Annotated in this window: 22 protein-coding genes and 1 pseudogene; 2 read left to right on the forward strand and 21 right to left on the reverse strand. The window is 41.8% G+C overall.

The genetic code is table 11. From position 1 onward, the window contains the following. Nucleotides 1-27 precede the first annotated feature (27 nt). Together HCJ54_RS13115 and HCJ54_RS13120 are read right to left on the reverse strand one after the other, a co-directional pair. Complete coding sequence (locus HCJ54_RS13115) at nt 28-303, reverse strand: YutD family protein (RefSeq protein ID WP_036067336.1); 276 nt, start codon at nt 301-303, stop codon at nt 28-30. 7 nt (nt 304-310) lie between these two features. After that, entirely contained in the window at nt 311-1,678 is a 1,368-nt protein-coding gene (locus HCJ54_RS13120; RefSeq protein ID WP_187137969.1) for a bifunctional metallophosphatase/5'-nucleotidase, read from the reverse strand. Between the two features lie 151 nt (nt 1,679-1,829). Here HCJ54_RS13120 and HCJ54_RS13125 point away from each other — a divergent pair, with 151 nt between their 5' ends. Together HCJ54_RS13125 and HCJ54_RS13130 are read left to right on the forward strand one after the other, a co-directional pair. Beyond that, the gene (locus HCJ54_RS13125) at nt 1,830-2,669 is read left to right on the forward strand and encodes a sulfite exporter TauE/SafE family protein (RefSeq protein WP_185410194.1); all 840 of its coding nucleotides are present in this window, start codon (nt 1,830-1,832) and stop codon (nt 2,667-2,669) included. Then, a complete protein-coding gene (locus tag HCJ54_RS13130) occupies nt 2,670-3,044 on the forward strand; it encodes a DUF1634 domain-containing protein (RefSeq protein ID WP_185526391.1) in 375 nt (124 codons plus the stop codon). Nucleotides 3,045-3,090: 46 nt separating this feature from the next. Here HCJ54_RS13130 and HCJ54_RS13135 read toward each other — a convergent pair. The 19 genes and pseudogenes from HCJ54_RS13135 to HCJ54_RS13225 all read right to left on the reverse strand — a co-directional run. Beyond that, nucleotides 3,091-3,333 (reverse strand): annotated as a pseudogene (locus HCJ54_RS13135) (type II toxin-antitoxin system RelE/ParE family toxin); the annotation flags it as partial. Nucleotides 3,334-3,445: 112 nt separating this feature from the next. Continuing rightward, a complete protein-coding gene (locus tag HCJ54_RS13140; protein WP_159101146.1) occupies nt 3,446-3,622 on the reverse strand; it encodes a hypothetical protein in 177 nt (58 codons plus the stop codon). A 176-nt stretch (nt 3,623-3,798) separates the two neighbouring features. Then, a complete protein-coding gene (locus HCJ54_RS13145; protein ID WP_187137971.1) occupies nt 3,799-4,644 on the reverse strand; it encodes a DUF72 domain-containing protein in 846 nt (281 codons plus the stop codon). A gap of 18 nt (nt 4,645-4,662) precedes the next feature. Beyond that, a complete protein-coding gene (locus HCJ54_RS13150) occupies nt 4,663-5,067 on the reverse strand; it encodes a DUF6157 family protein (RefSeq protein ID WP_187137972.1) in 405 nt (134 codons plus the stop codon). A 190-nt stretch (nt 5,068-5,257) separates the two neighbouring features. Beyond that, entirely contained in the window at nt 5,258-7,498 is a 2,241-nt protein-coding gene (locus HCJ54_RS13155) for an ATP-binding cassette domain-containing protein (RefSeq protein WP_187137973.1), read from the reverse strand. Between the two features lie 153 nt (nt 7,499-7,651). Next, nucleotides 7,652-8,398, reverse strand: coding sequence for an alpha/beta hydrolase (locus tag HCJ54_RS13160; RefSeq protein ID WP_036067341.1), 747 nt, complete (start codon nt 8,396-8,398; stop codon nt 7,652-7,654). 240 nt (nt 8,399-8,638) lie between these two features. Further along, nucleotides 8,639-9,352 (reverse strand): alpha/beta fold hydrolase, encoded by a 714-nt coding sequence (locus HCJ54_RS13165; RefSeq protein WP_187137974.1) that lies wholly within the window; start codon nt 9,350-9,352, stop codon nt 8,639-8,641. Between the two features lie 299 nt (nt 9,353-9,651). Further along, nucleotides 9,652-10,035 carry a hypothetical protein gene (locus HCJ54_RS13170; protein ID WP_185410206.1) on the reverse strand — a complete coding sequence of 128 codons (384 nt, stop codon included), beginning with the start codon at nt 10,033-10,035 and terminating at the stop codon, nt 9,652-9,654. Between the two features lie 16 nt (nt 10,036-10,051). After that, nucleotides 10,052-10,732, reverse strand: a complete 681-nt coding sequence (locus tag HCJ54_RS13175) for a hypothetical protein (protein WP_187137975.1) — start codon at nt 10,730-10,732, stop codon at nt 10,052-10,054. Nucleotides 10,733-11,060: 328 nt separating this feature from the next. Next, complete coding sequence (gene eno / locus HCJ54_RS13180; RefSeq protein WP_036090728.1) at nt 11,061-12,353, reverse strand: phosphopyruvate hydratase; 1,293 nt, start codon at nt 12,351-12,353, stop codon at nt 11,061-11,063. Nucleotides 12,354-12,462: 109 nt separating this feature from the next. After that, on the reverse strand, nt 12,463-13,995 hold the full coding sequence (gene gpmI / locus HCJ54_RS13185) for a 2,3-bisphosphoglycerate-independent phosphoglycerate mutase (protein ID WP_187137976.1): 1,533 nt from the start codon (nt 13,993-13,995) through the stop codon (nt 12,463-12,465). Next, entirely contained in the window at nt 13,996-14,751 is a 756-nt protein-coding gene (gene tpiA, locus HCJ54_RS13190; RefSeq protein ID WP_187137977.1) for a triose-phosphate isomerase, read from the reverse strand. It lies immediately after the preceding gene. 177 nt (nt 14,752-14,928) lie between these two features. Further along, a complete protein-coding gene (locus tag HCJ54_RS13195; RefSeq protein ID WP_187137978.1) occupies nt 14,929-16,119 on the reverse strand; it encodes a phosphoglycerate kinase in 1,191 nt (396 codons plus the stop codon). A 93-nt stretch (nt 16,120-16,212) separates the two neighbouring features. After that, nucleotides 16,213-17,223, reverse strand: a complete 1,011-nt coding sequence (gap, locus tag HCJ54_RS13200) for a type I glyceraldehyde-3-phosphate dehydrogenase (RefSeq protein ID WP_036090720.1) — start codon at nt 17,221-17,223, stop codon at nt 16,213-16,215. A 34-nt stretch (nt 17,224-17,257) separates the two neighbouring features. Continuing rightward, nucleotides 17,258-18,304, reverse strand: coding sequence for a sugar-binding transcriptional regulator (locus tag HCJ54_RS13205; protein ID WP_036067351.1), 1,047 nt, complete (start codon nt 18,302-18,304; stop codon nt 17,258-17,260). A 540-nt stretch (nt 18,305-18,844) separates the two neighbouring features. Then, nucleotides 18,845-20,197, reverse strand: a complete 1,353-nt coding sequence (gene rpoN / locus HCJ54_RS13210; protein WP_187137979.1) for an RNA polymerase factor sigma-54 — start codon at nt 20,195-20,197, stop codon at nt 18,845-18,847. A 112-nt stretch (nt 20,198-20,309) separates the two neighbouring features. Then, entirely contained in the window at nt 20,310-21,239 is a 930-nt protein-coding gene (locus HCJ54_RS13215; protein ID WP_187137980.1) for a dipeptidase, read from the reverse strand. A gap of 182 nt (nt 21,240-21,421) precedes the next feature. Continuing rightward, nucleotides 21,422-23,635: an MMPL family transporter gene (locus HCJ54_RS13220; protein WP_187137981.1), complete on the reverse strand. Its 2,214-nt coding sequence runs from the start codon at nt 23,633-23,635 to the stop codon at nt 21,422-21,424. A 91-nt stretch (nt 23,636-23,726) separates the two neighbouring features. Next, complete coding sequence (locus HCJ54_RS13225; protein ID WP_187137982.1) at nt 23,727-24,329, reverse strand: TetR/AcrR family transcriptional regulator; 603 nt, start codon at nt 24,327-24,329, stop codon at nt 23,727-23,729. Between the last annotated feature and the right edge of the window lie 31 nt (nt 24,330-24,360).

The following is a 24,360-nucleotide window of genomic DNA, read 5'->3' on the forward strand; positions in this document are numbered from 1 at the left end:
TGTTCCTAACCTCTTTCCTAAAAACGCTTATTTCACAACTTTTTTAATAACAAAATACTTACATCCAAAATTGCAATACTCATACAAGTATTCTTTTAGCGTACTAATTTTCGTATCGTAGGTTGCTTTGCGATTATCATCATCAAAGAATCCTTTCAGACGTAGCTGGTCATAGCCCCAGTCGCCAACAATATAATCATAGCGAGCTAAAATATCGCTATAGCGCTCTGTCAAAGCCTCTTCATCAAAAGCATCGCGGTTATCCTCTATAATCTCATACGTTTGATTCTGAATCGTAATCATTCCTTGGTCAGCCTCCCTCACCGTATTTTTCTTTCAATTTCCAAGTCATCACATCGCGCAATAACTCTGGTGTATATACTTCCTTATGCTTCACTCGCTTAATAATCGGGAAAAATGGCGCGTATACAAACGTATCATGTGTCGCGATCCGATATATTTTCTCCGGATTAATCGCTGCCCCGTCCCACAAAGCTGTATCTGTATCCGCATCAAATGTCATCCGCTCTGTCAAAATAGCCCCGAAAAGCTCACCACGAAATCCAAATCCACGCAACGGTATATCTCGTAATTCTGCTTCTTTTTCAGCAATTTCTCGAATTAATACATCTAGTTCAATCCCCGTCATCGATAAAGCGATAAAATTCAGTGGATGCGGCAATAACTGATGGATATCATATGCCGTCACAATACCTTTTGGTAAATCTGTCATATAAATTCCAGCGTTCGTCAAAAATGTATCTGCCTTCGTCCACTCACAAGCCGCTTCATGAAACAGATCCGAAATCTCCGAACGTTTAAACCAATTATGCTCTAATTGATGCGGAAGTGCAACCACTTTTTGACGCAGTTCGTCCTTTCCTCTAGTAAGGAAGCCTTCCACTTGCTCTGCTTCATCTGATGGCGCTGGTAAATCATTTGTTATATGAACCCGCGCTTGTTTCGCTGCAATTTTGCCAGTTATCTCATCAAAGGTTATCGTAACTTCGCCAATATACTCGCCCCAACGTCCAGCAGCAGCTAGGAGCGTTCCATTCACTATTTTGCCATTCTCTAGTAAATGATGTGTATGAGCTCCCAGAATCACATCGATTTCAGGTACTTCCATCGCGATTTTCTCATCCAATGGCAAACCTAGATGACTAAGCAAGATAATAACATCTGCCTCGATGCGTGCTACCTCACGTTTAATCGCTTGGATTGGCTCTTCAATTCCCCATCCTAACGCCTCATAATATTCTGTAAAGCACGCCGTTGCCCCAATAACCGCTATTTTCTTATCATTTTTTGTGATAGATACGGAAGGTTTCGCAAAATTCGCTAACGTCGTTTTCGCTTGATCTTCATAGACATTACAACAAACAACCGGAAATGCCGCATGATCATACAAATGCTCTAACTCCGCGTGTCCAAGCGCCGCACCTTCATTATTACCAATCGTCACCGCATCATAGGGCAATTGATTTAACAGATCTACATTCCCTTGCCCCATCGACCCTTCCGTAAAAGGATGCACCCGATCAATAAAATCACCAATATCAAAAAATAAATCATCCGTAGCAGCTAAGCGTTTCTCTCTTAAAAAAGCGAAGATTCGCGGCCATTTCTCCAGATGACTATGAATATCATTCGTATGCCAAATCGTCCATTGTTTCATGATCTCATCTCCCTCTTTCGTCTCCTTCTATTGTAGCTTATATGGTTCATTTTGACACGTATCAAAACTGAGGTTTGTGCATTGTTTACCTTTTCAATCTGTTTAAAATGGCGTATGATAAGGAGTATACAAAACAAGGGAGGGAAATTTCTTGGATATTTATCAAATCTTAGCGCTTTTGCTCATCGCTATTTTTGCGGGTATATTGGGCTCAGTGCTAGGTTTAGGTGGTGGTATCATCGTGACTCCGGCGCTCACACTGCTTTTTGGCATCGATATTAAGTACGCCATTGGGGCAAGTATCATCTCCGTTATCGCCACGAGTAGCGGCTCAGCAATTGCCTACATAAAAGACCGCATCACGAATCTTCGTGTTGGCATGTTTCTAGAAATCGCGACAACACTAGGCGCAATAACCGGTGCCTTCGTTGGAGGCCTACTATCCGCGACCGCGCTTTACATGATCTTCGGCCTATTATTACTCTATTCCGCCATCACCATGATCAAAAAAGTTGGTTCCGAATTCCCACCAAACGTAAAACCCGATCCAATCGCTACAAAATTACGCCTCCACGATTCCTATTATGATAAAGCGCTCCGTAAAGAAGTCGATTATCAAGTCGCCAATGTTCCAGCCGGTTTTGGCGTGATGTATGGCGCAGGTATCGCGAGTGGACTTCTTGGTATCGGCAGTGGCGCCTTCAAAGTAATGGCTCTTGACGTCTTTATGAAAATGCCATTAAAAGTATCTAGCGCTACAAGTAACCTCATGATGGGCGTCACAGCCGCAGCAAGTGCTACCGTTTACTTGTTCCGAGGTGACATCGATCCAATGATTGCAGGTCCAGTCGCAATCGGTGTACTAATAGGAGCTACAATAGGGACCCGAATTATGCAACGTCTGAAAAGTAAAGTTATCCGTCTCGTATTTATACCCGTGCTGATTTACGTCGCTTTACAGATGATTCTAGAAGGATTGGGGTGGATCTAAATGACTGATAAATCTACAACTGATGAAGAAATGCACCGCGTCGAGCTCGTTGTCAGTTCCTTACTACGAATCGGAGTCATGCTTAGCGCTGGCATCATCTTACTCGGCTTAATTTTATTAATGTTTACTGGTACAAGTGGCTATCCTGGCACGACCTATCCAACGTCGCTCACCGCTATATTCGATGGGATTTCCCACATGAAACCCTATGCTATTATTATGTTTGGGCTGTTTTGCTTGATATTAACACCCGTGCTTCGCGTAGTCGTTTCGTTCGTCACCTTCTTGAAGGAGAAAGACTATTTGTATGTTGGCATCACAGCCATTGTTCTCATTATACTAACCATTAGTTTCTTGATCGGTACGACAGGATAATTAAAATAGTAGGTCTGCTCATCCATCAAAATCGGGAGCAAACCTACTATTCATCATGGGTATAGTTCATTTCTTCTTCACGAATTAATATGTCGTATCTTTGTGTTTGTGCCAGAATACGGTGTAGCACAACCTTTGCTTCCTCTAGAAATACTTCATAAAAAATAAGATATGCTGTGCCTATCCGGACCTTTCGGTATTCTCGCTGATACTTAGGATCATCTAAAACAGCACCCATCAACGGGAAAATAGCTAACCTCATCTCTACCTTCGCAAGGCGCTGATAGAATTTCTCTTTCTGGCTTCTACTACAATATTAATAGTCTAGGTAATGCATAATTTCTGCTACATCTTCTGAAAATGCCTCAGACCATTCTATGATCATGGTATTCCCCATAAGACTAATTTAACTCGTTATTAAAGTCAAATTGGGCCCAGCCGGTTGCCGACGACATCGTAGCGCCTTGTTGAACATCAGCTTGTGACTCACGCAATTTCTGCAATATATCCGCCTCACTCACAACGGTAATTCTATCTAGTGTTGGAGGAATTGTGTGTGGTGTTTTCTTTCTAGTCATATTTATCTCTCCTTTAATCGTTTCTTCTATAATAACACATTTAGAATCATTTGTAAATTACTATTAAAAATCGAGTGAAAAACGTTTTTCATTTGTGTTTCTATCAATTTAACAGCTCATTTTAGCGTAAACAATTATGAATAAGGGGAGAAAATATACTATATTCCACCATAATCCTAAATATCAAATAGATTCATTTGCATCGGAGCCAAGCCTTCATACGAAATATCTAATGCTTTTTGAAGTTGTTTTGCGTTATCCGCTGCATCTCCACCAGAGTTATTATTAAAGATCACAATAACTTCCTTCGACTGCTGCTGTAGATAACGAATATTCTCCGCCCAATAATTGATTTCCTCTTCATTGTAACGGTACAATGTCCTCACTTCACGCCATTCTGGACTATTCGCTTTCATCCAACCGGCACTATTTCTACCATGTAGACGAATCAAAGTCATCGCCTCATTCGTTGCTTTTAACACAATCGGTACGCTTCCATTGCCAACTTGTGGCTCATCAACAACCGTATGAATAAACGCCAATTCTTTCAATAACGCCAATGTTTTTACCGTTGTCGACTCTGTATACCATGTCTTGTTTCGAAACTCAATTGCTAGTGGCAAATCACCCATTTTTTCACGGATGGTTCGCAAATAAGTAACATTTTCTTTCGTGCACCCAAAATAGGGCGGAAATTGAAACAGAATCGCTTTTAGTCTCCCCGACTCGCTCATAGGCGCAATCGCATCCATAAAACGTCTATACATCTCTGTTTCAGAATCATAATATTGTTGCCATTCCTTATGTTTCGTCATCGCTTGAAACGCTTTTACAACAAACGTAAACTCCTCTGGTGTCCGCTCTACCCATTTTTCCGTTGTAAGCGGTGATGGAATCGCATAAAAACTCGTGTCCACCTCCACCATCGGAAAATTCCCAGCATAATCTTCTAACTTATGCTTGCTTGTACTCGAATACAATGTATCATGATCACTCCAACCTGTTAAACCAATTGTTATCATTGCAGAAACGACCCCTTTCTATCGCTTAGATTTCATTGCGCGCGTTATTGTAATCTCTTCTTTTCCTGCTAAATTTCGGTATTCAAGACTGTCCACAGCGACCAGTTTGACATAGCCGTCTTCATTAAAATGTAGTCCCCAACCATACCTTTTTCCGAGCGGAGAGGTTCGCATACAGGCCTGATTCTTCGCAAAATAGGCCTTTCGTTCCTCTGCTCGATTTACTTCACTAATCCCTTTATGCCGCATATGTGTTTCAAAAAGAACTTGTTCTTGCGTATATTCATAATCGTGCCCATTTAAAAGCTCAAATTGAATTTCACCGATCGTTTTTGTCGCTCGCTTTGTTTGCGGGATCTCGCCGTGGTCTGCCGAGCTGTCCTCCGCTATTAAAATAAATGTATTATAATAGTTTAAATTCATCTTTACACCTACTTTTCATTTTTTGGGAATCACTTGGGGTTTTCGTGAATCAGCCGCCTAGCTCAAGTGGAAAAGCTTTTACATCACTATTATAACCCTTTCCCCGAAGCGAAGCACTTTACACGAATTATTTAAAATATATGTATGCAAAAAAAACATGAGAGCATTCAGCAAGCCCCCATGTTTTCATTTAGATATATTGAGCTGTCAGTGACGCTTTATTTTCTTTTAGCTCCATCGGTGTCCCCTCGAAAAGAATCTGACCACCTTTACTACCGCCTTCTGGACCAAGATCAATAATCCAATCGGCGTTGCGAATAATGTCAAGATTATGTTCTATGACAATTACCGTATTTCCTTTATCCACCAATCGATTCATAATTTCAATAATATGTGTAATATCGGACATGTGAAGCCCTGTTGTCGGTTCATCCATAATGTAAATACTACCCTTTTTGTGTAGTTCATTCGCCAGTTTCAGGCGTTGACATTCCCCGCCAGATAGCGTATTTAGTGCCTGCCCAAGCATGATATATCCCAATCCGACATCTTCCATCGCTTGTAATTTTTTCGTGATCTTCTTGCTATCAAAGAATGCTAGCGCCTCCACAACACTCATTTCTAAAACATCACTGATCGATCTATTTTCTATCTTATACTGCAAAACTTCTTCTTGGAATCGCTTGCCGCCACAGGCTTCACAAGGCGTCCTGATCGCTTCCATAAACGCAAGGTCCATCGAAATGACGCCGAGTCCTTTGCAATCTGGACAAGCACCTTTCGAATTATAGCTAAACATCGAAGGACTTACCCCATTTGCTTCCCCAAACAGTTTGCGTATCGTATCCATTATTCCAGAATAAGTCGCCGGATTAGAGCGGACATTGGCATGCGCCGCAGACTGGTCCATCACAATCGCATCAGCGTTCTCTTTTAAGAATACTTGATGAATCAATGTGCTTTTTCCAGACCCAGCTACACCTGTCACTACCGTCAAAACTCCTTTTGGAATAGAAACCTGGACGTCTCGCAGGTTATGAAGAGAACTGCGAACTTCCGGCAGCATTCCACTGGCTTCTCGTATCTTCGCTTTGATTTCAATTTTATTTTTCAGGTGATTGCCTGTTAGTGTATCGGATTTCAAAAGTCCATCAAAATCACCTTCAAACATGATCTCCCCGCCTTGTTTCCCAGCACCCGGGCCGACATCGATAATATGATCAGCGATTTGGATCACATCAGGATCATGCTCCACGACAATGACGGTATTTCCTTTATCTCGCAACTTTTGAAGCAACTCATTCAGCCGGTGAACATCACGAGGATGCAAGCCCACACTAGGTTCGTCAAAAATATACAACAAATCCGTCAAACTACTATTGAGATGGCGCACCATTTTGATTCGCTGTGATTCACCGCCTGAGAGCGTCGTCGTCTCGCGATCAAGACTCACATAATCAAGCCCGATATCAACCAGATGCTGCAACCGTTCCATGATGCTCGCTGTCATCGGAAGCGCTATAGGATCCTGGATCTCATGCAAAATCGGTATCAGCGCATCCACTTGCAACGCTGTATAGTCTGCTATCGTATGTCCATTGATTTTACAAGATAACGTACGCTTCGAAAGCCTAGTCCCATCACAGCCTGGACAATGCACTTCCGATGTATACTGCATCACTCTCTTTTTTGTAGACTCACTCATTTCGCCATCTTTATTAATATACAACCGATCGAATTTCTCCACCAAGCCCTCATAGCTCGCGTTCATGTCCCCCGTCGGCATCTCTATTTTAAATTTAATATCCTTCCCATACAACAACTTATCCCATTCCTCTTCCGAATAGTCCATAAGCTTCTTATCATTATCAAAAAATCCCGAAAACGCATACAAGTTCCAATACCACGATCCCACCGAAAAAGTTGGAAAAAGAATCGCGCCATCATTCAGAGACTTCGTTTTGTCGAGCATTTTTTCAAGATCTAATGTGATTTTGCGTCCAACACCATGGCATTCAGGACACATTCCCACTGGGTCATTAAAAGAAAATAAATTCGAACCACCAATTTGAGGCTCCCCAACGCGCGAAAAAAGTAGACGGATAATCGGATTAATATCCGTAATCGTTCCTAAAGTAGAACGCGAATTTCCGCCTAATCGTTTCTGATCAATGATGACCGATGTAGATAAGTTCTCAATTTTGTCTGCATCTGGCTGTCGATATTTTGGCAGAAAATTGCGAATGTAATTGCTATACGTCTCATTCAACTGTCGCTGTGATTCCGTCGCAATCGTACCAAATACAATCGATGACTTGCCAGATCCCGATACCCCAGTAAAAATCGTAATTTTCCGTTTTGGGACTTGGATGGAGACATTTTTCAAGTTATTTTCACGTGCACCTATCAATTCGATGTATTCTTGTTTCATGAAACCCCTCCTCATTAGATACGTTCAGACCGATCTCAAAAAATCAGCCGAATTTCGATTATACCGATACCCCATCAAAAAGTCAACCAAAAAAATACCTGTAGAAAAGTACCTCCATTTTGTGAAGTGCCTTTTCTATAGGTATCCCGTTTCTTACAATACAGCCTCTTGTTCTAACCACATCAGGTCATCCAAGAAATAAACTAAATCCTCACCTAAAATATCCTTCTCACAGTCCGTGGTAATATCATGCCCCGAACCAGCGTAGAAACATAGTTGTTTATCATCCGAGTGAATATTTTTAAAAATATAGTTGGCGTCATCTGCCGAAATCTCTTCATCTTGACAGCCTTGACCAATCATTGTTGGTACCGCGATACGCTCGATATCGCTTGCCACTGCCTTGTAGAACGCAGAACGTGCATCTGTCATCGTTTTTATTTCAGGCGCATAATTAGCAAGCATCACTTGTGCTTCCTCTTCTGCAATGCCTTCTTTCTTCATACTCTTTAATAAATACTTCTCCACAGGAATATATCGCATTTTGCGATTCACATTCGCGCATAGCGGAGCGATTGCTTTCGGATCAAATGTTTCCGCCATTTTCAAAGCAAAAACACCACCCATTGCAGCGCCGACGATTGCTATTTCATGATATCCTTGGTCCAATAAATGCTTGTAACCAGCTTTCGCGTCTTCGTACCACATATCTGGTGTGGTCTTCAGGAAGATTGCTGGCTCCTCGCCATGACCGCGATAATTTGGTGCATACACTGTATAACCATTATCCGCTAGATATTCACCTAATTCTCTAACATCCTCTGTCGTTCCCGCAAACCCATGCAGTAATAGAACAGCCCGATTGCCTGCTTTTAAAAGAAAGCTACGATCCGTACTCATGATTAATTGCACTCCTCCATCTTCCTTAACTTGCCCTCATTGTACGCCATATTTGCGCAAAATGCCAACTTTTGATTTGATGTCTGAAAACCATTGCTACCAAAGGTTTCATCACCGTTCACAATCTCCGTTTTCTGAGTAAGTATTTTATACAATAGACATATGATAACGCCAAACCGAAGATGTGTCAATCTTAATTTCACATAAACAATCGAAAAACAACATTTCCCTACTTTATCCCTACATTTGCGTCACATCTTCGTCAAAAAATGCGGCAATAATAGTATGCAATTCCCGCGGTTTCTGGCGAATCAAAAAATGCGTGCCATTATGAATAACGGTCATTTCCCCACGCTGAACTAAATCCACCATTTTCCTAGTATCGGCTTTTGAAATGACATCATATTCACCAATAATCGCCAGCATTGGAGCTGAAATTCTAGCCAAATCCGCCTCTTTAATATGTGGATGAAAAATCATCAATCCTATCTGCGCCTTCACACGCCTAAAAAAGAAACTGAGCGGTGCCAGAAGAAACGAAAACAAATAAGCGCCAAAAGAAAAAATATTAGCCCACCATTTAATCTGGCTTGCGTCATAATTCGTCCCAATCACAACCATCTGCTTTTGCCTTTTCGGCTGATACATCGCCATTTCAAGCGCAATAATCCCGCCATCACTATACCCAATAACACGATACATATTAATTTTCAAAAAATCTAATAAACATAATATATCCAGTGCCATGACTTGAAAATCAAGCGGGCAAAAACCAAGTTCAGACTTCCCATGACCACGCGAGTCCACCGCGATCACTTGATAATTTTTTCGAAAGAAGTCAATTTGTCGATTCAATGCACCATGACTTTGCCCATTTCCATGCAACAAAACAAGCGGTTCACCACTGCCATACACATGATAAGATAGTTCTACTCCATTCACATATGCTTTCATCGCTATCACCAGACCTTTTCGTAAGGTCATTATAGCAGAAAATAACGATATTGGCTTTTATATTACACTGGGGGATGAGAATAATATAAAAGGTGCTTTCATAAGCAAGAAACACACCTCTCATTCCTAAATTATTCTTATTTTTATGGAGTGAAGTAAGCCTCAAAAAAACTCATTAGTATAGCTTCTATCATTTTTATTTACGATATTTTTAGCACAGATAACTGGATATACATTTTATTCTTACTAGTAGTGGTTTTTTGTGCTTCATTTTACAATTAAATCTATTAATGTCCTTTTTAAGGAATGCAGTAAAACCAGAAAAATTCATTATCTGGAGTCACTACAATTAACCTAGCATAATATATTAGATCTTTTTCCTTTATTACGGGAAATGCTTTAGCTGAGTAGACTACAGATTTATCTGGTATCGTTGGGCTTTGAAAATCTGATATCATTGGCGCATATTTCCAAATCCCTTGAATAGTTCCAATTTGTTCGTCAATATCTTGCTTCGTTGGTTTTTCAAGGGTTTCCAAATCTTTTCCACCTATAGTTAGATAGAATTGATCGTGAAGTCTAAATTCAGAATTATTGGGTGAAAAATTATTTTTATTTATAACTAAAAATACAATTAGACCTAGGAGCATCACTGATGCTATGATGATGAGGATTTTTTTCAAGTGTCACGCCTCCTATTCAGGGGTATTTAATATAAATTTCAGAATTTCTCGTACTCTTATATGTTTTATATTCAGTACGATATAGAACCCCGCTGCCACTATAATATTTAAGAGTATAGTTATTTTGATACACATCTCCCTTTACAGCAGGTCTACTGTACCTTTTAACATCAGCTTTAAGAAAACCCCCACTACCAGATGAACTCGCTCCAGCCACAGTAAAAGAGAGTGGACCGAATCCTAATGTTAAACTAGCGCTACCTGATCTTTTTTTCGTAGCTGAGAAAAAATATCCATCATACTTTTTTTTCTCAGGGAAGTCTGGATGATAGTTTAGAAATACCAGACTCTTTATTTTTTTTGATGAGGTATTTGTACTTGTCGTCCAACCACTTGTGCTTTTTAATAAAGGACGATCCATTATTATTTCTGCCACAGGTAACCTTACCTCAACGCCAAGAGGCAAATTCTCCATTATTTCATAGGCCTCTTCGCTAAATTCATCCTTTTTATCTACATTGTATCCTTCATTTATTTCAGTTACAAGCTTACCATCCATATTCTCTTGAACTATCTTATCATTATCATCTTTATAGACATTTGATTCTATTCCTTCTGCATTTGCCATCATAGGTTGAAATAGTGTTGCGCCAATTATCCCTATCGAAATCGCTGATATAAATTTTTTGAAACTCATTTTCGATCTCCTCTTTCCTATGTTATATTATACCCACTATTTATGTTACAATAAACACATAAAAAATGCAAGCGCTATCAAAATGGTATCTGTAGTATATCTTCATTAATTTTTAGTACAGGTAGTTGGATATATTACTAGCAATAGTCTTTTTACTAGTAAACACTCTATTTAAAAATACTGACAGATCTGCTCATATAAAAAAATCATAAATAATATAGTTAGTTCATCAAAATTCCCTCCCTGACGTTTATTTACACATATCGCTTAACAAACACAGGAAAGCCCCCAGAAAAAATTCCGGGGGCTTTCCTAAGTTCACAAGCGATTATTTTTTCAAGTTATAGAAAGTATCGTCGCCGTGATATTGTGCTAGATTACCTAGATTGTCTTCAATACGTAGCAATTGGTTGTATTTAGCAACACGGTCTGTACGAGTTGGAGCACCTGTTTTAATTTGTCCAGCGTTTGTTGCAACAGCGATGTCAGCGATTGTGCTGTCTTCTGTTTCACCTGAACGATGGGAAATAACTGCTGTGTAACCAGCGCGTTTAGCCATTTCGATAGCGTCTAATGTTTCAGTAAGCGTACCAATTTGGTTCACTTTGATAAGGATTGAGTTAGCGATGCCATTGTCAATTCCTTCTTTCAATTTCTTCGTATTTGTAACGAACAAGTCATCACCAACTAATTGTACGCGATCGCCAAGGCGTTCTGTCAATAGTTTGTGACCTTTCCAGTCGTTTTCGTCTAAACCATCTTCAATAGAGATGATTGGGTATTTGTTAACTAACTCTTCGTACCAAGCAACCATTTCTTCAGAAGTACGTGTTACGCCTTCACCTTTAAGTTCATAGTTACCAGTTTCGCGGTTATAGAACTCAGAAGATGCTGCATCCATAGCCAATTTAACTTGCTCGCCTGGTGTGTAACCAGCTTTTTTGATTGCTTCGATGATTGTTTCTAACGCTTCTTCATTAGATTTAAGGTCAGGAGCGAATCCGCCTTCATCACCAACACCAGTGTTAAGGCCTTTGCCTTTAAGAACTGTTTTCAGGTTGTGTAAGATTTCAGTACCCATACGTAATGCTTCAGAGAAAGTTTTAGCTCCAACTGGCATAACCATGAATTCTTGAATGTCAACGTTATTGTCAGCATGTTCGCCACCATTAACGATGTTCATCATTGGAACTGGTAATACTTTAGCGTTCACTCCGCCAATGTATTCGTATAACTCAAGGCCTAATTCTTCTGCTGCTGCACGAGCTGCTGCTAAAGAAACACCTAGAATTGCGTTAGCGCCTAATTTACCTTTGTTTTCAGTACCGTCAAGCTCGATCATTGCTTGGTCTAAACCGATTTGGTCTGTTACGTCAAAACCGATAATTTTGTCTGCAATAATGTCATTTACGTTTTCAACAGCTTTCAAAACACCTTTACCCATGTAACGGCTTGAATCGTTGTCGCGTAATTCTACTGCTTCATATTCACCAGTAGATGCGCCACTTGGAACTAATGCGCGACCGAATGCGCCAGTTTCTGTGTAAACTTCTACCTCGATAGTTGGGTTACCACGGGAATCAAGAACTTCGCGTGCGTATACTTCAGTAATAATAGACATAATTTATACTCTCCTCTAAAAATGAATTTTGTAAGGAAGTGACCGAATTACCGGTTGCTTACCTTCTTATTTTAGCCTTGTTTCGTCAAAAACGCAAAGCAAGACCTGTTTATTTTTGAATTAAACTTTCGCCAGTCATTTCTGCTGGTTTTTTCACGCCTAAAAGATCAAGCATCGTTGGGGCTACGTCGGCTAAGCGACCGCCTTCACGCAGTGTTACGCCAGCCTTTGTCACGATAACTGGAACTGGAACTGTGGTGTGCGCTGTATGCGGCTTGCCTTCCGGTGTTGTCATCGTTTCAGAATTACCATGATCGGCGAAAATAATCGCAGAACCGCCTTTTTCCAAAATAGCTTCGACAACGCGTCCAAGGTTTTCATCCACGGCTTCAATCGCTTTAATCGTTGGTTCCACCATCCCTGAGTGACCTACCATATCCGGATTCGCAAAGTTTAAGATAATCGCATCGTGTTTATCGTTTTTGATATCTTCTACTAACGCGTCCGTTACTTCGTAGGCGCTCATTTCAGGTTTTAAATCGTACGTTTCCACTTTCGGTGAATCGATTAGAATCCGGCTTTCACCAGGAAACTCTTCGTTACGTCCACCGTTCATGAAGAAAGTAACGTGAGGATACTTCTCTGTTTCAGCAATACGCAATTGCGACAAGCCTTCATTAGATAGAACTTCCCCAATCACATTCGTCATTGGCATCGGTGCAAAAGCAACTTCCGCCACAATACTCGGATTGTAAAGTGTCATCGTTACAAATTTGATATTTTTCGGATGGGAATTGCCACGGTCAAAATGCTCCCATTCTGTATCCGTGAATGCATTCGAAAGTTGGATCGCGCGGTCAGGACGGAAGTTGAAGAAAATAATAGCGTCGTTATCTTTCACTGTTGCGACTGGTTTGCCGTCTTTCGCTACAACAGCAGGAACAACGAACTCGTCATTTTTGCCATCCGCGTAAGAAGCTTCAACCAATTTCACAGGATCTTCAAATTGCGCGCCTTCGCCTTTCACAATTGTGTTATAGGCTTTTTCCACACGTTCCCAGCGTTTATCACGATCCATCGCGTAGAAGCGTCCAGACACCGTTGCAATCGCGCCATAGTTAAGTTCGGCAATGGCTTTTTGCAATGTCTCTAAATATCCTACTGCGGACTGTGGTGCCACGTCGCGTCCATCAAGGAAAGCATGGATATAGACGTTTTTTACACCTTCTTGCTTCGCTGTTTCGATTAATGCTACTAAATGATTGATGTGACTATGCACGCCACCATCTGATAACAAACCAAACAAGTGAAGATCCGAATTATTCGTTTTGGTGTGCGTGAAAGCATTGTTTAACGCTTCATTTTTCGCGAATTCGCCTTCTTCAATGGCTTTATCAATGCGCGTCAAGCTCTGGTAAACAATACGTCCAGCGCCGATATTTGTATGACCAACTTCTGAGTTACCCATTTGGCCTTCCGGAAGACCGACATCAAGGCCGGCTGCTTTCAGTTGTCCATGCGGATACGTTTCCCAATAGCGGTCAAAGTTAGGTTTATTAGCTAAAGCAACAGCATTCCCAACTGTTTCGTTACGTAAACCGAAACCATCAAGAATGATGATAGCTACAGGTGATTTAGTCATTTATTTCACTGCCTCCAATAAAGCTAGGAATGACGCTGGCTCAAGACTCGCGCCACCAACCAAAGCTCCATCAATGTCGGACTCGGCCATATATTCAGCAATATTTTCAGGTTTTACACTACCGCCGTATTGAATACGTACAGCATCTGCCGCTTCTTTAGAAACAACTTCAGCAACAGTTGCGCGAACAACAGCACACGTGTCGTTAGCGTCTTTACTTGTAGACGATTTACCAGTTCCGATTGCCCAGATTGGCTCATAAGCAATAACGGATTTAGCAACTTGTTCTTCCGTCAAGCCTTTAAGCGCTGCACGGATTTGTCCACTAACCCATTCGTTCGTTTGGCCAGCTTCGCGTTGTTCCAATGTTTCACCACAGCAGATGATTGGAGTCATGCCATGTTTGAAGATTGCGTGTGCTTTTTTATTGATATCTTCGTCTGTTTCGTGGAAGTACTCACGACGCTCAGAGTGTCCGATAACAACGTAAGAAACGCCTAGATCAGCGACTGCGAACGGGCTAGTTTCTCCTGTAAAAGCACCTTCGTCTTCGAAATAAGTATTTTGTGCTGCAATTCTAAGATCCGTTCCTTCAGTTAAACGAACCAATTCTTGTAAAAATAGAGCTGGGGCTGCGATTACAGAATCCACAGCGTTATTACTTGGGACTTTAGATTTTACTTCCTCAGCAAATTGTCCAGCTTTCGCCGCCGTTTTGTTCATTTTCCAGTTTCCTGCAATGATAGGTTTACGCATACTAAAACTTCCTTTCTCTTCAGCGCGCCGACAGACGCTCTTCTTTGTCGTTAAAACCTTCCGTCTCCGATATTTCGGACTCAGACAATGCCATAAAATCTAAGCATTTGTCGACACGCTGAGGTTCGCAGATACTATCATGACCCGCGAAATACGAGAGGTTCACAATTTCAATCCTTATTTATCGCTAATTGACTCGACGCCTGGTAGTTTTTTGCCTTCTAGATATTCTAGAGAAGCTCCGCCACCAGTTGAAATGTGTGTGAATTTGTCAGCGTAACCTAGGTCCATCGCTGCAGCTGCACTATCGCCGCCGCCGATGATTGTTGTTGCGTCTTCAAGGTTCGCGATTGCTTCACAAACACCAATAGTTCCTTTAGCAAAGTTGCTCATTTCGAATACGCCCATAGGACCGTTCCAAACAACTGTTTTCGCGCCTTGTAGTTCTTTTGTGAAAAGCGCCACTGTCGCAGGACCGATATCCAAACCTTCTTCGTCAGCTGGGATATGGTTCGAGTCAACTGTGTGGAATGGTGCGTCATTGCTGAATTCGTGAGAAACAACATTATCGATTGGAAGTACTAATTTGTCGCCTGCTTTTTCAAGTAAGCTCTTCGCAAGATCGATTTTATCTTTCTCTAAAAGGGAAATACCGACTTCTTTACCTTGTGCTTTGAAGAATGTGTATGCCATTCCGCCACCGATAAGTAATTTGTCTGCTTTTTCGATTAAGTTCTCAATAACGCCGATTTTGTCGGAAACTTTCGCACCACCAAGGATGGCAACAAGTGGACGTGATGGGTTATCCACAACGCCACCGATGAATTTGATTTCTTTTTCCATTAGGAAGCCTGCTGCAGAGTCCAAGTTAGAAGCGATTCCAACGTTAGAAGCATGCGCGCGATGGGCTGTTCCGAATGCGTCGTTCACAAAAACATCACCTAGAGAAGCCCAATACTTGCCTAGCTCTGGATCATTTTTGCTTTCTTTTTTACCGTCGACATCTTCAAAACGCGTATTTTCGAAAAGAATAACGTCGCCATCTTTCATCTCGTTAATCGCACCTTCAAGTTCTGGTCCACGAGTTACAGGCACAAATTTTACTTCTTTGCCTAATAATTCGCTCAAACGTTCAGCAACTGGGCGAAGTGATTTGTCCGCTTTGTCTTCTTCTGTCTTCACTTTACCTAAGTGAGAGAAAAGAATTGCTTTCCCGTTTTGTTCAAGGATATATTGAATCGTTGGAAGTGCCGCTACGATACGATTATCATTGGTAATTTTACCGTCTTTCATTGGAACGTTAAAATCAACACGTACTAGAACTTTTTTGTCGTTTAAGTCTAAATCAGTCACAACTTTTTTAGCCATAATCAAATTCCTCCATTATTCAACTTTCAAATAAAAAGCGGAAACAAAAGACCTGTTCCCGCTTATTTGTTTATTATTTAGTTCTTAGCAATCTTATTTAGCAATTTTAGCGAAATATTCAAGTGTACGAACTAATTGTGCAGTGTAAGACATTTCGTTGTCATACCAAGCAACAGTTTTCACTAATTGTTTGCCGCCAACTGAAAGGACTTTCGTTTGCGTTTCGTCGAATAATGAACCAAACGTGATTCCTGCGATATCAGAAGAAACGATTGGGTCGTTAGTGTAACCGAATGTATCTGCATCACTTGCAGCTTCCATTGCAGCGTTCACTTCTTCCACAGTAACTTCTTTTTTAAGAACTGTTACAAGCTCAGTTAATGAACCTGTTGCAACTGGAACACGTTGAGCTGCACCGTCTAATTTACCAACAAGTGATGGTAATACAAGACCGATTGCTTTAGCAGCACCAGTCGTGTTAGGAGTGATGTTTTCTGCTGCAGCACGTGCACGACGGAAGTCTCCACCTGGGTGAGGGCCATCAAGCGTCATTTGGTCGCCTGTGTAAGCATGGATCGTAGTCATAAGACCTTGTTCGATACCAAATTGTTTTTCTAATACGTTAGCCATTGGAGCAAGACAGTTAGTAGTACATGAAGCACCAGAGATAACTGTTTCCGTTCCATCTAAAGTATCATGGTTCACGTTGTATACGATTGTTTTCATGTCGCCTGATGCAGGAGCTGAGATAACAACTTTTTTAGCACCAGCTTTGATGTGTAGTTCTGCTTTTTCTTTTGCAGTGAAGAAACCAGTACACTCAAGAACGATATCAACACCTAGTTCGCCCCATGGTAATTCCTCAGGGTTACGGTTAGCTAAAACTTTCACTTCTTTGCCGTTCACGTTGAAATAACCATCATGTACTTCAACATCGCCATCGAAACGACCTTGAGTAGTATCATATTTCAACAGGTGAGCTAACATTTTAGCGTCTGTTAAGTCATTGATTGCAACAACTTCAATACCTTCCACATTTTGAATACGACGGAATGCTAGACGTCCGATACGTCCAAAACCATTAATACCAACTTTAACTGTCATAAGTCAATTTCCTCCTTGAAAATAATGAAATTTTTTATTTCAAAAGGGTGTTTTCCCCTCTTAAAAGCATCGTTGCGGCTCCTTCATCTGTTACTAAAATCGTATTTGACGGAGCGGTTTTCATATACGACTTGATTGCTTTGGCCTTCGAAGTGCCTCCTGCTAACGCAATAATATTCGGTATGCGAGGTAGGTCTTCAAATTGTAAACCAAATGTTGGAACTTTGTACACGACTTCGCCTTGTTCGTTGAAGTAATAACCGAATGCTTCTCCCACGGCTTGTCTATCTGTAATTTTTTGCATAGCTTCGGCGTCCGTGTGTCTGCGTTTAGCCATTGTAATTGCATCTCCAATACCGTGCAAAATGGCATTGGCTGATTGTACGAGTCGCAATCCTTCTTGAATGGCCGGCTCTTTCAGGAGCGATTGATACGCTTCTTCGCCAAGCTGTTCCGGTACGTAAAACATACGGTGTTTGCCGTTCGTCTTTGTTGCCATCCTGTCGCAAATCGTGTTGGCTTGGTTGTTCAGTTCTTCCCCGAGTCCGCCACGTCCTGGGACAAATAGTAGTTCGCGTCCATTTGCAAAGTCAGGTGTCATCATTTCAGCTAGCGTCGCCATTGTAGAGCCACCCATGACCGCGATAATATTTTTTTGCTCTGTGAGCGATAAATCCAGTTGTTCGAGTGCCACACGTCCCATTTCTTCCAAGACCCATGGTGTTACATCACTGTCCCCTTGAACAACGAAACAAGCTTTGATCTTTAATTTCTCGCGCAGTCGATCTTCCATTGTATGTATTCCCGTTAACTGATTCATAACGGATTCTAATTCGCGAAATACGACCAGACCATCCTTCGTCACTGTCATCCCAGCAGGAGCAATGCCAATCAACCCTTGTGCTTTCAAAAATTCTACCTCACCGCGTAGCACCCGTTCACTCATGCCCAACATCTGAGCAAGTGTCCGTCTACCAACAGGTTCCGCAAAATAAATCGAACGCAAGATTTGATAACGCTTCTGCATTACTAAAAGCATGTCGGGTAATAATTTCTTTTGAATGTTAATGATATCTGACATTTCAAAGTCTCCTAACCGTCTTGGACTCTTCTTGACCCGCTTAGTCATAAGATGTCCCGATAAAACTAAAAAAACAAGAGATCCAAGTTCTGCTAGTAAACTATTGTGACTATCATCTAATATGAAACACTGTTTTAAAGCTGTATTTCGAATCCAGTCATCTTAATCGTTTCTAAACGTAACCCATCTCTTTCGTAAATCGCTTGCCGTAACGCAAGTAGTTATTTCATTACCCTACGACAACCATTCTACCAGTGATTGGGTCAAAATTCAAGCATAAAGCCTAAATTAAAGGAAAATTCACGATCTATTAACACTGTGTTCCCACCATGAAAAAGGAGCACGTTGTATATATTCCACAGAATGAATATGTTAAAACATGAACAAGTCAAACTGAAATAATTTGCATGCGGTAAAGTCAATCAGAAGGCTGCCATGATAGGTATGCTGTAGATCCGGCTTTCAATAATTCAAACATGTATATTGGGACTGTAACTCATTTCATTCGAACAGTCCCAACATCACAGTTTATGCAAGGCTCTAGACAAACCTTTTTCGCTTGGAGGAGGATGGAATATTCAGCTCACCGCGATATTTCGCGATAGCTCGCCTTGAAATTTGAATACTTTGCTCATCTAGCATTTCCACAATTTTCTGATCGGAAAGTGGTTTCAACTTATCTTCAACGCGCACAAATTGCTGAATCAAATTCTTGATACTCTGACTCGACACATCCCCTGCATCCGATTCTTCGCTTGCTTTTTTGGTGAGACTCGATGAGAAGAAGTACTTTAATTCGTAGACGCCATGTACGGTTTCCATATACTTGCCGTTGACAGCTCGACTCACCGTAGACTCGTGGACTTCAATCTCCTCAGCGATTTCTTTTAGCGTAAGCGGTTCTAAATGCGTACCTTCGTGCAAGAAAAATTCGCGTTGATGTCGCACAATCGCTTCCCCAACCCGACCAATCGTACTTTCACGCTGATCCAAGCCCTTCTTCAACCAATCGAATTCGCCAGCCTTCTCCTTCAAAAATGCGGCCACATCTTTTTCTTGCGTCGCCTGCATCATTTCGAAATAGCTTTCTTGAAACTTCAACCGTGGTAAAAATTGCTTCGCGACGGCTACATATAACTCCCCGCCAACCTGTTTCAACACCAAATCCGGTACCACATACTGTACCCGATCCGACTCAAACTCCGCTCCTGGCTTCGGATTCAACGTAATAATAAAATCGGAAACCAGCTGAATTGTCGCCATCTCCATGCCTAAGCCATCCGCTATTTTTTTCCAACGTTTATTCGCGAAGTCTTCAAAATAATCATGAATAACAGCATAGGCCTGATCCGGTGCATCTGGATGTCGTTTAATTTGTAACAAAATACATTCTCTTGCATCACGCGCACCCACACCAGCCGGCTCAAAATTTTGCAGCGTTTCTAAGCTTTCCAAAACATCAGCAAGAGAGATGAGCAACGCGGCGGCAACAACTTCTGGATCTGTCTGCAGGTAACCATTCTTATCCAAACTATCAATCAAGAATAATAGCGCCATTTTTTGCTGGCTTGTCATATCTAAAAACTGCATCTGCTCTTTTAACGCATCTGAGAGAGTCATCGTTGTGTCAGCGATCTGCTCTAGCCAATCCGTATTATCCGCTCCAGCCAAGTTATTTTTTTTGCGCGTCGTTATTGCATAATCAGGAGCCGTATCTCTGCCTGGAATCACCTCGATTAAAGGATTCTCAAGCGCCTTATCTTCTAGGAAAGCCGTCAAATCTTCCATATTAAACTGCAACATCGCGATCGATTGCGATAACTGTTGCGTCATCATTAACTTCATCGATTGTTTCTGCTGCTGCTTTTGGACATAATTAGACTCGAGTCTCATGAGATAACTCCTCCTATTTCCATACTCGTCTCTTCTATTATAACACGGTAAAACGCGCGCGATAAGACCCAATTAAAAGCACCTCCCAATTGTGCTGGGAAGTGCAAAAGTCTTATTTCGGTAAATGCCGTACAAAATTATCATAGCAAAAACCTTTAATTTCCTGCTCGGTAAAATGCTTTCTAAGCGCTACGATAAACGCCGGATATTTCGAACAATCCTCCAAGCCTTCGATATGATAAGGAATACCATCAAAATCCGAACCAAAACCGATATTATTCACACCGCCAAGCTCACAAATATGCTTCATATGCGCGATCAAGTCGTCCATATATACCGTATCCGCCGTATCCTTAACAAAAAGCGGATAGAAAACAAGATGAATCATCGCATCTCGTTCAAGTAGCGCCTTGATTTGCTCATCAGATAAATTACGATGGTGGCCACAAACTGCTTTAGCATTGGAATGGCTAGCAATCGGATAATCCGCTAGTTCCATCACATCCCAAAAAGCTTTTTCGCTCAGATGTGATACATCGGTGAACACTTTTCGGTCATTCAGTTTTGCGACGATTGCTTTACCAAAATCCGTCAGGCCTGCGCCACGCGATTCTTCAATGCCATCCGCGGCCAGGTTCGCATTATTCCAAGTTAGCCCGACAGAAAGTACACCATAATCAAGCATTTGATCCAGTTTTCGCAAATCTGTACCAATTGGTTCCACGCTTTCTAACGTTAAGAAAGCCGCGATCTTCTCTTCTGGAACACGCGCAACATCCGACCACTGTCTTAGCGGCTTGATGACACCATTCCGATGCAAAACATGCTGTTTATAAATGTTGACCTGTTCAATCGCTTTTTTCCACTTTTGTTCCACAGGAGTCGCAGGATCGAGAAAGATTGCGAATGCCTGCATTTTGACACCACCAGCAATCATTTTCTCAAAATTCACATCAAGCTGCTCCGAATCTTGAAACGTCACTTTCCCAGCTCCAGCCTGTAACTTATAAAGCGCGTCACAATGCATATCCACGATGTTCATCAATACACCCACCCCCATTTAATATCTCTATTATATACTTTTTGGAGTGGGAAACAAGCGTTATTCTCATAACCCAGAAAACGCCACTAAATTCAAGCGCGCCGAGAAATGATTAGATGCTAGGAAAAAGCGAGTACTGGAGCGGAATATACGGCTTGTATATGAGCACCGGAACGGAGATTTTAACGACGCAGATGATCGTTTCTCGGCGCGCTTGCTGGCCAGAACGCCCATTTTCCGAATAGCATTGTAATCGCTGGGACTAGGAAAGGACGGACAATAAACGTATCCAGCAAAACGCCAATCGCGGTGATTAAGCCAAATTGGACGAGCAATTGAATTGGTAACGTGGTTAAAACAGCGAATGTTCCTGCTAAAATAAGACCTGCCGATGTGATAACACCACCCGTTTGCCCTACACCTTCCGTTATAGCCTCACGTAGTGGCAACTCTCGGCTCTTTTTCCAGATGCTTGAAATCATGAAAATATTGTAATCCTCACCGAGCGCAACGATAAAGACAAACGCATAAATCGGGATGAGCCCAGCGATCGCGTCGACACCCATAACATAATGGATAATAAGCCAGCCAAGTCCAAGCGCACTGAAAAAGGAGAGCAGAACGGTTGCCACGAGGTACACCATCGCCGTTATCGAACGCAAGTACGCGAGTAGCAGTAACGCAATCAAGCCAATAACAAGCGGGATAATTAACGCCTCATCTTGTTTTGTCACTGCTCGTGAATCGTATTGTGTCGCCGTTTGACCCGCAATCCAGACATTTTTTGGGGAAATCCCCGCGTCACTTAGCGTTGCTTCCGCCGTGTTGCGGATATCTGGAATCACGTCCATCGCTTCGTTACTGTAAGGATTATCAGAAAGCTCAATCGTATACATCCTATAATCCGGGTTCTTCGTACTAGGAACCTCCACAGAAACATTTGCTATCCCATCCAGTTTTTGCAAATTAGCCCGAAGATCCGTTTTTTCACCATTCGTATTGACAATCAAGTCCACCGGCGCCAACTGACCAGCACCGAAATGATCGCTAATAAGCGTAAAGCCTTCACGTGATGGCATATCTTTTGGGAATGTCGAAAGCGTATCATACGTATATTTCACCTGCGTCGCAAAAACCGCACACCCACCCAAAATCAAAATCGTAATCACAAACGTTTTAATCGGATGATGCGCTGCAATTTCGCCAACACGATGCCAAAAACGATTTTCACGGTGCAGCTTGACTTTCTTGCCTTTTTTCGTAGCATGCGCTTTTGCCATTTCCTCTGTACGTGGCACGAATGGCCAGAATGAAACCCGTCCGAATATGCCAAGTAGAGCTGGTACTAACGTCAACGAAGAAATCATCATAATCAAAATCGACAAGCTAAATGGCACTGCAAAATTGTGAATAGAGCCGTATTTGGCGACCAATAAAATAAGTAGCGCCGCCATGACTGTGAAACCGCTAAGCGCAATCGCTCCTGCCGTGTTACTAAAAGCTTTTTTGAATGCAGTATAGCGATTCTCATCATGATGAAGCTGACTGCGAAATCTGGCTATCAAGAACAAACAATAGTCCGTCCCAGCCCCAAATAACAGCACCGTCATGATCGACAACCCTTGCGAACCATACGTAATCACGCCCTCTTTCCCGAGCAACGCAATGATCGGCGTTACCGCCAAATACGCAAAGCCAACCGCAATGAGCGGAATAAATGCCAAGATTGGCGATCGATAAATCACAAGTAAGAATACCAAAACAAGTAATACCGTTCCAATTAGAAGCGAAACATCCGCATCACTAAACAGCTCCGTCGCATCTACGCTAATCCCCGCCGGTCCTGTCGTGCGCGCCGTCAACGTATCCTTGCTATCCACTTTCTGATCGAACGGTTTATCTACAAAAATCCCATTCGCTGTTTTTTCTAACTCCTCAAAACTCGTTTTCAGTTCATCCGAAGTCGCCTCCGAATCCATCAAAACCGTCTGAATAAACGTCGTGCCGTCCTTTGAAACCTGTTGCTTTACAACTGGAAGCGGCATTTTATCATAAGAAACCACCGTTTTCTGATGCTCCACTGGATTTTGCTGTAATTCCTTCGAAAACTCCTGAATCTGCGCTAAATCCTTATTGGTCAGACCCGTACTCCGATACCATGTAATCAATGCCGGCGTACCTTCCCCAGTTGGAAACTGCTCATCCATCACTTTTTGCGCAACAACAGAAGGCTCCGATGCCGCTAAATCAGGCGCCGCATCATCTTTATAGTCCGCCGTTTTAGGCAAGAACACTTGCAATGCAACCACAATCAAGACCCAAACAGCAAGCGTAATCCACCTGCCACGCTTACCCCCAACCGCATTTGCAATTTTACTAAAAATACTATGACTCATCTCAACTTCCCCCTTATTTCATTTATCAGTCGATCAACATTTTCGTTTATCAAATGATAAATATTTATTTATAAAAAAAGAGACATTCCGATTATACCTCTTTTTCACAAATTCCAAACATCATAAAATCAATCAATTCATCGATCCGATCAGACATCGAACCTTGCCGAAACGGGCTATCACTAGCAAAAATCGGACTAATCGTCGACAAGCAATAGCTCGCCGCTGCCTCACTCGTCACTCCTGTTCGGAGCATTCCGTCATCAGATATTCTTTCAAAAAGCCGCTTGAACGGATCCAAATAAGTCGACTGCCACAACTGGAACATCAAAAACTGATTTTCCTTCTTCAACTCATTCAAAATATCATGAATCATCATCAAAATATTCGTCGGATGATTCTCAATCAGCATCATTAACATAGCCCTTAATTGCTTTTGCGGCGAATAATTGGCCTGCTCAATCGGAATCATATCCGTATGAATCTCAACCGTTAGCTGCCGAACAACCTCGACATAAAGCGATTCCTTATCCTTAAAATGATGGTAAAGCGCGGGTTGCGTCATCTGACACAGCGCCGCAATATCACGAGTAGAAACCGACCTATAGCCCTTCTCCATAAACAGATCACGAGCCGTCGTTAAAATTTTATTACGCGTAAAAATCAATTCCTCCGCACGAGTCCGCTTCTTCATCGTATTTCGCCTCCATCACTCACTAATCATC

The organism is Listeria grandensis (assembly GCF_014322885.1).
Lineage (GTDB): Bacteria > Bacillota > Bacilli > Lactobacillales > Listeriaceae > Listeria_A > Listeria_A grandensis.

Bases quoted from the DNA above. Each gene is read 5' to 3' on its own strand.
- HCJ54_RS13115 (WP_036067336.1), bottom strand. From the start codon at position 303: ATGATTACGATTCAGAATCAAACGTATGAGATTATAGAGGATAACCGC.
- HCJ54_RS13120 (WP_187137969.1), bottom strand. From the start codon at position 1,678: ATGAAACAATGGACGATTTGGCATACGAATGATATTCATAGTCATCTG.
- HCJ54_RS13130 (WP_185526391.1), top strand. From the start codon at position 2,670: ATGACTGATAAATCTACAACTGATGAAGAAATGCACCGCGTCGAGCTC.
- HCJ54_RS13140 (WP_159101146.1), bottom strand. From the start codon at position 3,622: ATGACTAGAAAGAAAACACCACACACAATTCCTCCAACACTAGATAGA.
- HCJ54_RS13145 (WP_187137971.1), bottom strand. From the start codon at position 4,644: ATGATAACAATTGGTTTAACAGGTTGGAGTGATCATGATACATTGTAT.
- HCJ54_RS13150 (WP_187137972.1), bottom strand. From the start codon at position 5,067: ATGAATTTAAACTATTATAATACATTTATTTTAATAGCGGAGGACAGC.
- HCJ54_RS13155 (WP_187137973.1), bottom strand. From the start codon at position 7,498: ATGAAACAAGAATACATCGAATTGATAGGTGCACGTGAAAATAACTTG.
- HCJ54_RS13160 (WP_036067341.1), bottom strand. From the start codon at position 8,398: ATGAGTACGGATCGTAGCTTTCTTTTAAAAGCAGGCAATCGGGCTGTT.
- HCJ54_RS13165 (WP_187137974.1), bottom strand. From the start codon at position 9,352: ATGAAAGCATATGTGAATGGAGTAGAACTATCTTATCATGTGTATGGC.
- HCJ54_RS13175 (WP_187137975.1), bottom strand. From the start codon at position 10,732: ATGAGTTTCAAAAAATTTATATCAGCGATTTCGATAGGGATAATTGGC.
- eno (WP_036090728.1), bottom strand. From the start codon at position 12,353: ATGTCTATTATTACTGAAGTATACGCACGCGAAGTTCTTGATTCCCGT.
- gpmI (WP_187137976.1), bottom strand. From the start codon at position 13,995: ATGACTAAATCACCTGTAGCTATCATCATTCTTGATGGTTTCGGTTTA.
- tpiA (WP_187137977.1), bottom strand. From the start codon at position 14,751: ATGCGTAAACCTATCATTGCAGGAAACTGGAAAATGAACAAAACGGCG.
- HCJ54_RS13195 (WP_187137978.1), bottom strand. From the start codon at position 16,119: ATGGCTAAAAAAGTTGTGACTGATTTAGACTTAAACGACAAAAAAGTT.
- gap (WP_036090720.1), bottom strand. From the start codon at position 17,223: ATGACAGTTAAAGTTGGTATTAATGGTTTTGGACGTATCGGACGTCTA.
- HCJ54_RS13205 (WP_036067351.1), bottom strand. From the start codon at position 18,304: ATGTCAGATATCATTAACATTCAAAAGAAATTATTACCCGACATGCTT.
- rpoN (WP_187137979.1), bottom strand. From the start codon at position 20,197: ATGAGACTCGAGTCTAATTATGTCCAAAAGCAGCAGCAGAAACAATCG.
- HCJ54_RS13215 (WP_187137980.1), bottom strand. From the start codon at position 21,239: ATGAACATCGTGGATATGCATTGTGACGCGCTTTATAAGTTACAGGCT.
- HCJ54_RS13220 (WP_187137981.1), bottom strand. From the start codon at position 23,635: ATGAGTCATAGTATTTTTAGTAAAATTGCAAATGCGGTTGGGGGTAAG.
- HCJ54_RS13225 (WP_187137982.1), bottom strand. From the start codon at position 24,329: ATGAAGAAGCGGACTCGTGCGGAGGAATTGATTTTTACGCGTAATAAA.